The sequence below is a fragment of the Bradyrhizobium sp. CB3481 genome, assembly GCF_029714305.1.
In the GTDB taxonomy this organism is placed as follows: Bacteria; Pseudomonadota; Alphaproteobacteria; order Rhizobiales; family Xanthobacteraceae; genus Bradyrhizobium.
In genome coordinates, this window is record NZ_CP121647.1 from 6,339,010 (window position 1) to 6,351,118 (window position 12,109).

12 protein-coding genes are annotated in these 12,109 nt (G+C 63.8%); 4 read left to right on the forward strand and 8 right to left on the reverse strand.

Annotation, left to right across the window (positions count from 1 at the left end; translation table 11 throughout):
- Nucleotides 1–11 precede the first annotated feature (11 nt).
- A complete protein-coding gene (locus tag QA643_RS30780; RefSeq protein ID WP_283029419.1) occupies nt 12–1,523 on the forward strand; it encodes an NADH-quinone oxidoreductase subunit C in 1,512 nt (503 codons plus the stop codon).
- Nucleotides 1,524–1,534: 11 nt separating this feature from the next.
- Complete coding sequence (locus QA643_RS30785; protein WP_283029420.1) at nt 1,535–2,068, forward strand: NADH-quinone oxidoreductase subunit B family protein; 534 nt, start codon at nt 1,535–1,537, stop codon at nt 2,066–2,068.
- Nucleotides 2,069–2,074: 6 nt separating this feature from the next.
- Here the strand turns inward: QA643_RS30785 and QA643_RS30790 are convergent, their stop codons facing one another.
- On the reverse strand, nt 2,075–2,389 hold the full coding sequence (locus QA643_RS30790; RefSeq protein WP_283029421.1) for a helix-turn-helix transcriptional regulator: 315 nt from the start codon (nt 2,387–2,389) through the stop codon (nt 2,075–2,077).
- Nucleotides 2,390–2,567: 178 nt separating this feature from the next.
- On the opposite strand from QA643_RS30790, the gene QA643_RS30795 reads away from it, so the two are divergent.
- Nucleotides 2,568–3,305 carry a class I SAM-dependent methyltransferase gene (locus QA643_RS30795; RefSeq protein ID WP_283029422.1) on the forward strand — a complete coding sequence of 246 codons (738 nt, stop codon included), beginning with the start codon at nt 2,568–2,570 and terminating at the stop codon, nt 3,303–3,305.
- Nucleotides 3,306–3,379: 74 nt separating this feature from the next.
- Here QA643_RS30795 and uxuA read toward each other — a convergent pair whose 3' ends face one another.
- The 6 genes from uxuA to QA643_RS30825 form a co-directional block, all read right to left on the reverse strand.
- Complete coding sequence (gene uxuA / locus QA643_RS30800; protein ID WP_283034980.1) at nt 3,380–4,570, reverse strand: mannonate dehydratase; 1,191 nt, start codon at nt 4,568–4,570, stop codon at nt 3,380–3,382.
- A 31-nt stretch (nt 4,571–4,601) separates the two neighbouring features.
- Nucleotides 4,602–5,648: an L-idonate 5-dehydrogenase gene (locus QA643_RS30805; protein ID WP_283029423.1), complete on the reverse strand. Its 1,047-nt coding sequence runs from the start codon at nt 5,646–5,648 to the stop codon at nt 4,602–4,604.
- Nucleotides 5,645–7,051, reverse strand: coding sequence for a TRAP transporter large permease (locus tag QA643_RS30810; protein ID WP_283029424.1), 1,407 nt, complete (start codon nt 7,049–7,051; stop codon nt 5,645–5,647). The genes QA643_RS30805 and QA643_RS30810 overlap by 4 nt, the downstream gene beginning before the upstream one ends.
- 4 nt (nt 7,052–7,055) lie before the next feature.
- Nucleotides 7,056–7,634: a TRAP transporter small permease gene (locus tag QA643_RS30815; RefSeq protein ID WP_283029425.1), complete on the reverse strand. Its 579-nt coding sequence runs from the start codon at nt 7,632–7,634 to the stop codon at nt 7,056–7,058.
- Nucleotides 7,635–7,751: 117 nt separating this feature from the next.
- Complete coding sequence (locus tag QA643_RS30820; RefSeq protein WP_283029426.1) at nt 7,752–8,726, reverse strand: sialic acid TRAP transporter substrate-binding protein SiaP; 975 nt, start codon at nt 8,724–8,726, stop codon at nt 7,752–7,754.
- Nucleotides 8,727–8,806: 80 nt separating this feature from the next.
- Entirely contained in the window at nt 8,807–9,541 is a 735-nt protein-coding gene (locus QA643_RS30825) for a FadR/GntR family transcriptional regulator (RefSeq protein ID WP_283029427.1), read from the reverse strand.
- A 117-nt stretch (nt 9,542–9,658) separates the two neighbouring features.
- Between QA643_RS30825 and QA643_RS30830 the strand changes: the two genes are divergently transcribed.
- Nucleotides 9,659–11,179: a mannitol dehydrogenase family protein gene (locus QA643_RS30830; RefSeq protein WP_283029428.1), complete on the forward strand. Its 1,521-nt coding sequence runs from the start codon at nt 9,659–9,661 to the stop codon at nt 11,177–11,179.
- 3 nt (nt 11,180–11,182) lie between these two features.
- Here QA643_RS30830 and QA643_RS30835 read toward each other — a convergent pair whose 3' ends face one another.
- Entirely contained in the window at nt 11,183–12,013 is an 831-nt protein-coding gene (locus QA643_RS30835) for an alpha/beta hydrolase (RefSeq protein ID WP_283029429.1), read from the reverse strand.
- Nucleotides 12,014–12,109: the final 96 nt, after the last annotated feature.

Genomic DNA, 12,109 nt, shown 5'->3' on the forward strand with positions numbered 1-12,109 from the left:
AACGAAATGACATGCCGTCGCTGATCGATCTGACGCTGGAGGGCCGCAAGGTCGCCCACCACGGCCCGTGGCCGCGCGTGATGGTCGATGCTTCAGTCTGGACCTTTGCGGCGAGCGAGTTGGCCCACGGACGCTGGAGCCTGCTCGGCCTTTGGGGCGAGCCTGAAACGGTGCATATGGCGATCATGGAAGGACAGAGCGCTAGCATCGCGGTCGTCAGCCTCGAATGCCCGGAGCGCCGGTTTCCTTCCGTCGGCAAGCATCACCCGCCGGCCCTCCGGCTTGAGCGCACCATCCACGATCTGTTCGGACTATCGGCCGAGGGCGCGCCGGACCTCCGGCCCTGGCTCGATCACAACCGGTGGGGTGTACGCTTCCCGCTTGGAGATCGCATCGACGCATTGCCCAAGACCGAGCCCTACCGTTTCCTCGCCGCGGAGGGTGACGGCCTGCACCAGATTGCGGTCGGCCCGGTGCACGCGGGTATCATCGAGCCCGGACATTTCCGCTTTACCGCCAGCGGCGAGACCGTGGTGCGATTGGAACAAAGGCTGGGATACGTGCACAAGGGCGTCGAGGGCCTGATGGCCGGCGCCAGCCTCGAGCGCGGCGCTCACCTCGCCGGCCGTGTGTCGGGCGACAGCACCGTTGCTTACGCATACGCGTTTTCGCGCGCGGCCGAAATCGCGCTGGATCTTGCGGTGCCAGACCGCGCCGTGTTCTTGCGCGCGCTGGTCGCAGAACTCGAGCGGCTTTCCAACCATCTCGGCGACATCGGTGCCATCTGCAACGATGCGTCGTTTGCCCTGATGCATGCGCATTGCGGCATATTGCGCGAGAGCGTGCTGCGCGCAGCCGGCGCGGCCTTCGGTCATCGCCTGATGCGCGGCATCGTCGTGCCCGGCGGCATCAGCCGCGACATCGGAACAGACGGGCCGGAAACCATCCGGGCTGCGCTCGAAAATATTCGCCTGCGCTTTCCCGCGCTTGTCGAACTCTACGACAACACCGCTTCGCTGCAGGACCGTACCGTCGGTACCGGAACGCTGCAGCCGCCGCTCGCCCTACAATATGCCGCCGGCGGCTATATCGGCCGCGCCTCGGGCCGCGCCTTCGATGCGCGCCGGGCGCTGACCTATCCGCCCTACGACAGCCTGCGTTTCGACGTGCCGGTCCTCAACGAGGGTGACGTCAACGCGAGGGTCTGGATCAGAATACGCGAGGTCGAACAGAGCCTTTCGCTGATTGAGCAGATCCTGAACCGCCTTCCCGATGGACCGACCCGCAACGAAGTCCCGCTTGGCGGACAGGTGCGCGAGGGCATGGCGATCGTGGAAGGATTCCGCGGCGACATTCTGGTCTGGCTGCGGCTGCGCAGTGGCCTCATCGAGCGATGCCACATGCGCGACCCTTCGTGGTTTCAATGGCCACTGCTCGAAGCCGTGATCGAGAACAACATCGTTGCTGACTTTCCGCTCTGCAACAAGTCGTTCAACTGCTCCTATTCGGGTCATGATTTGTAAGGACGCCTGCGATGCGCAAGCTGCTGTTCGAAAGCGTGTTTCGCCAACCCCTCACCGAGCGGGCGCCATCGCCGGATGACGATGCTGTGGCGGAGCTCGCCGCCGCGGTCGAACGGACCGCGCGGCGGCGGCTCGGCCGCAGCCTGTCAATCCGCGAGATCGATGCCGGATCCTGCAACGGATGCGAGCTGGAGATTCACGCGCTCAACAACGCCTATTACGACGTCGAACGGTTCGGCCTGCGGTTCGTCGCCTCGCCGCGTCACGCCGACGTGCTGATGGTGACGGGCCCGGTGACGAAGAACATGCGCGAAGCGCTCGAGCGAACCTATCATGCGACGCCGAACCCGAAATGGGTGGTCGCGGTCGGAGATTGCGCACGGGACGGAGGATGTTTTGCCGGCAGCTATGCCGTCGTCGGCGGCGTCTCCGAGGTCGTCCCGGTCGATCTGCACATTCCCGGCTGTCCGCCCACCCCGATTGCCATGCTGCGAGGGCTGCTCTCGCTGCTCGAACAGGCGGACGCGCGCAGCGCTATGGGATGAGCAAATTTATCGAACCCGCTCCAGCATCTTCCTCGGCTGGCGCGCGGCCTTGCCCTTTGTCTTGGGATTTGCGATATGTTCGCGAAGGCGTACCCCTCGCCCTCCCGCGGCGCTCATAGCGCCGGGATTGATCAGCTCTATTCCTGCGCCATCGAGCGCGGAAACCAGCTTCATCAGGGAATCGACGTTGGCACGGATCACGCCATCGCTGGCTTCCATGCGCTGGATGGTCGGCACCGAAAGATCGGCAAGCCCGGCCATTTGCCGCTGATCGATACTCAGAAGCGCGCGCGCGGCCCTGAGTTGATTGCCGGTAATCATAGGACGGTCTCCCGGTTCCGAAGTAGATGATTATCCGATCTGAATTTGGGCTTCAAGCATCAAGATAGAGGTTCAGTACATCAATAAAGTGCCCGCGCTGGCCCGACCTACGATTGGCATGCGATTCACGACATGATAAGCGATGTCTTAAACATCCTATTTGATGCACGGTGAGCAGGTGCGTTTGCTGGGGCGCTATCAGGGCCGGAACGGCGCAATCGAAATCGTCGAGTGCTCCGCGGATGGCACGCGAATCTATTTCGAGGAGGGCATCAGGCAAAGCCAGGCCACGCCCGACGGCGAGAGCGTCTTCAGCTATGTCAAGCTGATGGACGAACTCCTGCATTCCGCCACGAATATTCTGGTCCTCGGATGCGGCGGCGGAAATCTCGCCACCCGGCTGGCGCGGCTCGGCAAGAAGCTGACCATCGTTGACAACAATCCGCTCAGCTTCGTCATCGCTCAGAGGTATTTTGGACTGCCGGACGGATTGCCGCTCATGGTTTCCGACTTCCGGAAATTCATCTTCGATGACGATCAGCTTTACGACGCAATCGCGATCGACGTTGGAGGTCCGGATTTTTGCTTCGATGCCGAATTCGACCTCGCGACCTGCGATGCCATCCGCGCACGGTTGGCGCCCGGTGGCCGCATCATCATGAACGTGCTGGTCGCCAACGACATCGACCAGGTGCCCGATCGCATCGCCGCACGGCTTGCCGGCGATCGGCTGCGCGCGTGGATCATCGACGAGCCGGGTGTCCAGGATCGAAATGCGATCATCGCATCCGTGCCGGAAAGGAATTTGATTGTACATCCGGCCCTCGCCGAGGCCATGCAAAGCAGCCTTGAGCGCTGGTCGATCCGGCGGGGCAGATCACCCCGTCGCAGCGTCGTGGATCTGCTCCGCCGCTAACTACTTTTCGTTACGGCCGGGACAAGCCCGATCATGACGAGCATCTCAACGAGGATCCGTCCCCGGAGAAACAATCAGCCGGCGTGCTCGATGGCGCGGATGGCGCCGCGTAGTTCGGCGAGGCCGCGCAGGCGGCCGATCGCGGTATAGCCAGGGTTGGTGCGCTTGGTTGCCGCGAGATCGTCGAGCATGCGGTGGCCGTGATCGGGCCGGAACACAATCCGCTTTTCGGGCGAACGCGTGCGGTTCTCGGCCAGCAGCGCCTTGAGCACCGCGATCATGTCGACATCGCCATCGAGATGGTCCGACTCGAAGAACGACAGGCCGTCGGTTTCGCGCTTGGTGGCGCGGAGATGGGCGAAACCGATCCGCGAAGCGAAGCGCTTGGCCATCGCAGGCAGATCGTTTTCCGCGCGCACGCCGAGCGAGCCGGTGCAGAAGCAGATGCCGTTGGCCTTCGACGGCACCGCGTCGAACAGCGCCTGATAATCCTCTTCCGATGAGGCGATGCGCGGCAAACCGAACAGCGGACGCGGCGGATCGTCCGGATGCAGCGTCAGCGTCACGCCGAGCTGCTCGGCGACCGGCGCGATGCACGCGAGGAATTCGCTGAGGTGCCGGCGCAGCACCTTGGAATCGATGCCGCGGTATTGCTGCAGGCGGTCGCGGAACTGCGGAATGGTCAGCGGATCAGTCGTGGAGCCCGGCAGCGCGCTGGCGATGTTGGTGACGAGAACATCGATGTCGGCCTGCGTCATCCGAGAATACACTTCCCTGGCGCGACGCTGCGCGGCCTCGGAATATTCGGCGGGCGCCTCGGGTCGCTTAAGAATGTGCAGATCGAACGCCGCGAACCGCTCCTGGTCGAAGCGCATCGCCTTGGCGCCGTTTGGCAGCTCCCATTCGAGATCGGTGCGGCACCAGTCCACGACCGGCATGAAGTTGTAGCAGATGATCTTGATGCCGGCGGCGGCGACTGCCTCCATGCTGGCGATCCAGGCCTCGATCGAGCGCCTGGCCCCGCCCCCGAGCCGCTTGACGTCATCAGGCACCGGGATCGATTCCACCACCGACCATACGAGCTGCGAGCGACCCGGCTGCGAATTCTCGATCAGGTTCTTGCGCTCTTCGACCGCGGCGCGCGTCCAAGCTTCGCCGATCGGCACCTGGTGCAGCGCCGTCACCACGTCGGTCGCACCGGCCTGGCGGATATCGTCTAATGATACGGGCTCATTGGGCCCGTACCACCGCCATCCCTGCAGCATCATGGGCGATCTCCTGAACTCTGAATTACGCTTACGCCGTCAGCACGACCTTGACGCTCTGCGAGCGGTCGAGCGCCAGCCGCACCGCATCCGGCGCAACCGCAAGCGGACGCTGCGCCGTGACCAGCGACAGCACGTCGACGCTGCCGTCGGCGATCAGCTCGACGGCGGTATAGAATTCCTCGCCGAAGCGGAACGAGCCGCGCAGGTCGATCTCCTTGGCCATGACCGCATTCGCCGGCACCGGCATCTGCCCGCCCGGTAAGTTGCCGACCTGAACCACGACGCCGCCGCGCCGGACGGTTGCGATGGCGCTGGCAAGGCCGGCCGCTGTTCCCGACACTTCGAAGGCGACATCGAACGGCTTTGCCGCGGCCTCGGCCTTCAGCGCGTCCTCGCCGCCGGAGATATCGACGACGTTAGTGGCGCCGAGCTTGGTCGCGAATGCCAGCGGCGCGGCGGCGATATCGACGACGGTGGTCTCCGCGATCCCGGCGCGCTTCGCCGCCAGCATGGTGAGCAAGCCAATCGGGCCGGCGCCGAACAGCACGGCGCGCTTGCCCGTGACGTCACCCGCACGGGCGACCGCGTGCAGGCACACTGCCAGCGGCTCCGCGAGCGCCGCCGCCTGATAGGTGACGTGATCCGGAATCTTCACGCACTGCGCCGGGATAGCGTCGAAATAAGAGGCAAAACCGCCCTGCATATGCGGGGTCTTCGAGGCCGAGCCCATGAAGAAGATGTTCTCGCACAGGTTCTGCCGCTTCTCCCGGCACGGCTTGCAGTAGCCGCACCAGCGCGACGGATTGACGGCGACACGGTCGCCGACCTTCACGCCCGGCGCATCGCCCGCGATCTCGACGACTTCACCCGCGATCTCGTGGCCGAGCACCAGCGGCGAGGTCACGACGAAATCGCCGGTGCGGGCGTGGCGGTAGTAATGCATATCAGAACCGCAGATGCCGCCGGCGCCGAAGCGGAGGCGCACCATGCCTGCGGCCAGCGGATCGAGCGGCCGCTCGACCATGCGCAGATCTTCCGGGCCGAACAGCGTTGCAGCCAAAGCTTTCGAGGTCATTTGGAGAGTCCCATATATTTAGGAAGCCAGAGCGTCAGCTCCGGGATGTAGGTGATGGCGACGAGCGCCAGGAGCAGCGGCACGAGCCAGGGCAAGATCGCCATGGTCGTGCGCTCGACGGACAGTTTTGCGACGCGCGCCAGCACGAACAGCACCATGCCGAGCGGCGGATGCAGCAGGCCGATCATCAGGTTCAGCGTCATGATCAGGCCGAAATGAATCGGATCGATACCGAGCTTGAGCACGATCGGCAGCAGGATCGGCACCAAAATGGTGATCGCGGCGATGGTGTCGATGAAGCAGCCGACGAACAGGATCAGGATGTTGGCGAGCAGCAGGAACACCCATTTGTTGTGGGTGATGCCGAGCATCGCATCCGTCAGCGTCTGCGCCGCCTGCGACACCGTCAGCAGCCAGGCAAAGATCGAGGCCGCGGTAACAATGAACAGCACGGAGGCCGTGGTCTCGATGGTGTCGAAGGTCGCCTTCGCCACCGTCTGGAGCGTCATCGAGCGGTAGCGCACCAGCCCAAGGAACAGCGACCAGATCACCGCGGCGACCGCGGCCTCCGTCGGCGTGAACCAGCCGAGCGTCATGCCGCCGATCAGGATCACGGGCGCCATCAGCGCCATCACGGCGGAGAAATCGAAATACCAGTCGAGCGCGAGCAGCGCGACGAGGCCGATGCCGACCGCCATGTTCACCGAGAGCCCGGCGAGAACCAGTAGCCAGACCACCAGCGGGAATGCGAACACGATGACGATTTCGAGCGTGGCCGAACCGAGCTGCGGCCAGGAGAACGGCGTGTCGCTGCCCCAGCCGCGCCGGTGCGCAAACCAGGCGACGGTCGCCATCATCGCCAGCGTCATGACGACGCCGGGGATCACGCCGCCGAGAAACAGCGCACCGATCGAAACGTTGGCCATCATGCCGTAAATCACAAACGGCAGCGACGGCGGGATGATCGGGCCGAGGGTGGCGGAGGCCGCGGTGACGCCGACCGCGAACTCGGTCGAGTAGCCGTGGTCCTTCATCGCCTTGATCTCGATGGTGCCGAGGCCTGCGGCATCCGCAATCGCGGTACCGGACATGCCGGAGAAGATCACCGAGCCGACGATATTGACGTGGCCGAGGCCGCCGCGCATCCAGCCCACAAGCGCGACCGCGAACTTGTAGATGCGCCCGGTGACGCCGGCGATGTTCATGAGGTTGCCGGCGAGGATGAAGAACGGCACCGCGAGCAGCGGAAAGCTCTCGACGCCGGCGATCATGCGCTGCGCCAGCGTTACGTCGGGCGTGATGCCGGTCACGAGAATGTAGACCAGCGACGAGACTGCCATGGAAAGCGCGACCGGCAGGCCGAGCAACATCAGCAGCAAAAATCCCCCAAGCAGCAGCAGCATCGCCCTACCCTTCCGTTCCGTCGAAGGCGCCGGGGCGCTCCAGGATCGAATAGCCCCGCCGCCAGTTCTCGACCGCGATCTGGATCGAGCGTGCGAACATCAGCGCGAAGCCGAGCAGCACGGCGTAGTAGACAAAACCTTTTTGAAACTTGATCGTGGTCATCCGCTCGTCGCCGATGATCTGGATGAACTGCCAGACCAGCACGATCGCGTAGCCGAAGAACGCGATCCGGATCAGGTCGATGACGGTCGACAATCCGCGCGCAGCGACATGCGGTAGATAGCGGTACACGAGATCGACCTGGATGTGCCGCGACAGCCGCACGCACATCGCCGAGCCGATGAAGACCACGCCGATCAGGCAATAGGTCGCGATCTCCTCGGTCCAGGCATAGCTGTCGTTGAGGACGTAGCGGGTGAAGAACTGCAAGAACACGGCCAGCGCCATAATCCAGAAGATCGTCAGTGCCAGCCAATCCTCGGGCGCATAGCCGCTGAGATCGGCGCCCTTGGGGACTTCGTCCTCGAACGTATGGGCGATCTCGTCCGCCGTGATTTGCTTGTGAACTTCAACCGCCGACATGCGCTTGTTCCCCAACCTGGCTCCCACGTCATTCCGGGGCGATGCGTCAGCATCGAACCCGGAATCTCGAGATTCCGGGTTCGGCTCTTCGAGCCACCCCGGAATGACAGCTCATTGCTATTTGACCGCCTGAATGCGTTCCCAGTCGGCCTTGCGATAGTCGAAGCTCTCAAAGCTCACGTTCTTGAGCACGGTGTCGCGAAACTCATCCTTGTTGACCTCGGTCACGGTCAGGCCCTTCTGCTTGAAGAAGTCGACCAGCTTGCCTTCGTTGGTCTTGATTTCCGCGGTGGCCTTGGCCGCCGCTTCCTGGGCCACGTCGGTGAAGATCTTGCGGTCTTCCTCGGACAGCTTCTTCCAGAGCGCGCCGGAGACAACGGTGTTGAGGTGATCGACGATGTGGCCGGTCAGCACGATGTGTTTCTGCACCTCGTAGAACTTCTTGGCCTCGATCGTGGTGAGCGGATTTTCCTGCGCTTCCACGGTGCCGTTCTGTAGCGCCAGATAGACTTCCGCAAAGGCGATCGGCGCGGTGTTGGCGCCGCAGGCGCGCGGCATCGCCAGATAGGCCGGCACGTCAGGCACGCGGATCTTGAGCCCCTTCATGTCGGCGCAGGTCTTGATCGGCTTGTTCGATGACGTCTGGCGCACGCCGTAATAGGTCACGGCCAGGATGCGGTGGCCCGTCTTGTCCTCATAGCCCTTCGCAAGCTCCTTGAAGACGTCGCTCTTGGTATAAGCCAGGAGGTGATCGGCGTCGCGGAAGGTGTAGGGATAATAGGTCACGCCGATCGGCGGAAAGCTTTTGGCCGCAAAGCTCGAGCCGGAAATGATCATGTCGACCGAGCCGAGCGAAAGCCCCTGGTTGATGTCGGTTTCCTTGCCGAGTTGCGAGGCCGGATAGACATCGATCTGGTAGCGCCCGTTGGTGCGCTTGTTGATTTCGCCGGCGGCCCAGACCGAGGCGGTGTGGAACGGCTCCGAGGTTTCGTACACATGCGCCCATTTCAGCTTGGTCTGCGCCATGCTAGAGGTGGTCGCGGCCAGAAGCGCAGCGGATGCCGCGAAAGCAATCGTCAATTTCTTCAACATTTGAATTTCCTTCCCTTGTTCTAAATTGCTTTTGTTACTCAACCGGCCCGGCACTTCGCCGAGCCGCTCGAATTCCTCTCTCAGCCGCTCCTCGTAGATGGGCGGGCGGTTGAAGCCTGTGTTCCAAAGTTTTGCGCGAAGCGGGCCTGCGAGCGCGCCAGATGCTCGCGCATCGCCTCGCGCGCCTTATCCGGATCGTGGGCCGCGATGGCATCGCGGATCGCGCGATGCTCTGCCAGGGCGGCATTCCAGGATTGCGGATTCTCGAAATAGTGCGCCAACTTGGCGAAGTAGGGATTGAGCCGCTGGTCGAACAATTCGCCGACGACGCGCACCAGCACGGCGTTGTCGAGACAGCCGGCGACTGCGACATGGAATGCGCGGTCGTGAACCATCGAGGCTTCGCCCGGGTGTTGCACGGTCGCCATCGCCTCCAGCGAAGCGTCGATGCGCGCGATGTCTTCGGGCGTCGCCACCTTCGCGGCCTGCTCGGCAATGGCGCCTTCGAGGAATTCGCGGGCGCGCAACAGTTCGAACGGGCCTTCGATCTCGCTTGCTGCCGGCAGCATTGGCGCAAGGGGCGGTGGTTCGCAGACATAAATGCCGGAGCCGACGCGAATGCGCACCCTGCCCTCGACTTCAAGCGCGATCAGGGCCTCGCGCACGGTCGGCCGCGATACTTTGAGCTGTTCGGCAAGGTCACGTTCGGTCGGGAGACGGCTGCCCACGCCATATTCGCCGCTGTCGATCAACGCGCGGAGCTGATCGGCAACCTGACGATAAAGGCGTCGTGCTTCCACGGCTTCGAGCGGCACGCTCGGCTCTCCCTGACGATCCCGTGAATCGATTTTTCTTGCTTGGTCGGGGCAAGGCCAATAAATCCGGAACATTGGCCTTACCAATTGACCAGAAATTGATGGATTGAGTCCGCCATGTCAAGCGAAACGGCAAAAAACCCGCCTTCCAGCCCGAAAAACGGTGATTTGCGCCTGTCCAAGTCCAATCTCGACAAACTGCCCGGCCAGATTCGCCGGCCGGCCTATGACCGCTCGCGGGTCACACCGGGTATCGTTCACCTCGGCATCGGTGCGTTTCATCGGGCGCATCAGGCGGTGGTGATCGACGACCTCATCGCCGGCGGCGCGACCGAATGGGGAATCGTCGGCGCCAGCCTGCGCAGTCCGGACACGCGCGACGCGCTCGCGCCGCAGGATGGGCTTTACACGCTCGCGGTCCGCTCCGGCGAAGGCACGGATCACCGCATTATCGGCTCGGTCCTCGCCACCGAAGTCGCTAAGGAGAAGCCGGAATACTTGATTGCGCGTCTCGCCAATCCAGCGACGCGCATCGTCTCGCTGACGGTCACCGAGAAGGGCTATTGCCATACGCCGCAGACCGGCGACCTCGACGAAGCGCATCCCGACATCGTTCATGACCTGCAGAATCCCGGCACGCCACGCTCGGCGATCGGATTTCTCGTTGCCGCACTCGCGCGCCGGCGGATCGCCGGCGAGCCGCCTTTCACGGTTCTATCCTGCGACAACCTCTCCGCCAATGGCCACACGGTCGGACGCATCGTGACGCAGTTCGCGGGTTTGCGCTCGCGCAACCTAGCCAAATGGATCGAGGCCGAGGTCGCCTTCCCTTCGACGATGGTGGACCGGATCGTGCCCGAGACGACGGATGCGGACCGCGCCGCAGTGTCCTCCGCGCTCGGCATGATCGACGCATGGCCCGTCATCACCGAGCCGTTCACGCAATGGATCGTCGAGGACCGTTTTGTGGCCGGGCGGCCGGATTTCGCGGCCGGCGGCGTGCAACTGGTTTCCAACGTGACGCCGTTCGAGCACATGAAGCTGCGGCTGCTCAACGCCAGCCACTCGGCGCTGGCCTATCTCGGCTATCTCGCGGGCCATGAGACCATCGCGGCCACGATGACCGATGCGCACTTTGCGGCGTTTGCCCGGCAGGTGATGCTGGACGCGGCGCCGACGCTCGCGATGCCCGAGGGCACCGACCTGGCGTCCTATGGCGCGTCGCTGCTGCGGCGTTTCTCAAACCCCGCCCTGCACCACCGCACCTGGCAGATCGCGATGGATGGCTCGCAGAAGCTGCCGCAGCGCCTGCTTGCCACGATGCAGGACCGGCTGCGGCTGGGGCTGCCGATCGAAACCCACGCGCTCGCGGTCGCCGGCTGGATGCGTTACGTCACCGGCACCGACGAACAGGCCCGCGCGATCGACGTGCGCGATCCGCTCGCCGCGAAGCTGAAGGCGATTGCCGAGAGCGCGGGCCCGGTCGCGGACCGGCTTGCGCCGGCGCTGCTGGAGGTCGAGACCATCTTCGGCACGCTGGGTGCCGATCCCCGCATGCGCAGCGCCGTCACCGGGGCACTGACCAATCTCTACGCACTCGGTGCACGTCAGGCCGTGCAGACGTTTCAGGCAGTGTAATCGCTACGGCGACAACAACATCCTGATAAGCTGGTGGCCGGGATCGGCGAGCCCGTCGATGACATCGAAATGATGCCGGCCGGGTTCTTCGACCACGCAGGTTGTCGCGCCAAGCCCGGTCCAGACGTTGGCGAGCAGCGCGTTCTGGCGGACGAATTCCGGGCGCTCGGCGCTGCCTACCCAGCATGTCACGCGGGCATTGTGCATCGGCTCCAGCAATGCGGGGCTTTCTGTCAGCGCCTCGGCCGCATCGATGCGCAGCTCCGTGTTCATCGCGGCCTTCATCAGCGGACGCAGATCATGGACGCCTGATATCGAGACGGTGTGGCTGACGCGCGCGCGGACATTGTCCGGGAGTGGCGACGTCGCCGAGATCATGCGCGTCACCAGATGGCCGCCGGCGGAATGGCCGGTGAGAAACAGTGGGCCCTCGACCATCGCGGCGGCGCGCGCGATGGCCGCGCCGATTTCGCGCGTGATCTCGGCGATGCGCACGTCCGGGCATAACGTGTAGGAGGGCATCGCCACCGCATAGCCGTTTTCGACCGATCCGCGCGCGAGATGCGACCAAAAACTCTTGTCGAGCGCCTTCCAGAATCCACCATGGACGAAGACGACCATGCCCTTCGGCCGGCCTTCCGGGGTGAAGAGATCGAAGCGGTTTCGTTCGCGCTCGCCATAGCTGATGTCGAGCGTCACGCGGCCGCTGGCTTGCAACGCATCGCGATAGGCCTGCGCCGGCTGCACCCACGCGGCCGGCCAGCGGTCGCCGCCTGGAATGTTCGGAGCGTTCGCATAGGCGTCGCTCCAGTCGGAAATCTGATGAAAAATCACTTGGGTATCACTTGGGTTCGGTTTCCATTCGCTTCGGCGGACAGGACTGGGAATGATGTCCGCCGACAGCTAGTCTATACTGAGAAGCGCGCCCTG

Excerpts from the sequence above, each read along its gene's own strand:
- QA643_RS30780 (WP_283029419.1), top strand. The coding sequence starts at position 12 with ATGCCGTCGCTGATCGATCTGACGCTGGAGGGCCGCAAGGTCGCCCAC.
- QA643_RS30785 (WP_283029420.1), top strand. The coding sequence starts at position 1,535 with ATGCGCAAGCTGCTGTTCGAAAGCGTGTTTCGCCAACCCCTCACCGAG.
- QA643_RS30790 (WP_283029421.1), bottom strand. The coding sequence starts at position 2,389 with ATGATTACCGGCAATCAACTCAGGGCCGCGCGCGCGCTTCTGAGTATC.
- uxuA (WP_283034980.1), bottom strand. The coding sequence starts at position 4,570 with ATGCTGCAGGGATGGCGGTGGTACGGGCCCAATGAGCCCGTATCATTA.
- QA643_RS30805 (WP_283029423.1), bottom strand. The coding sequence starts at position 5,648 with ATGACCTCGAAAGCTTTGGCTGCAACGCTGTTCGGCCCGGAAGATCTG.
- QA643_RS30810 (WP_283029424.1), bottom strand. The coding sequence starts at position 7,051 with ATGCTGCTGCTGCTTGGGGGATTTTTGCTGCTGATGTTGCTCGGCCTG.
- QA643_RS30815 (WP_283029425.1), bottom strand. The coding sequence starts at position 7,634 with ATGTCGGCGGTTGAAGTTCACAAGCAAATCACGGCGGACGAGATCGCC.
- QA643_RS30820 (WP_283029426.1), bottom strand. The coding sequence starts at position 8,726 with ATGTTGAAGAAATTGACGATTGCTTTCGCGGCATCCGCTGCGCTTCTG.
- QA643_RS30830 (WP_283029428.1), top strand. The coding sequence starts at position 9,659 with ATGTCAAGCGAAACGGCAAAAAACCCGCCTTCCAGCCCGAAAAACGGT.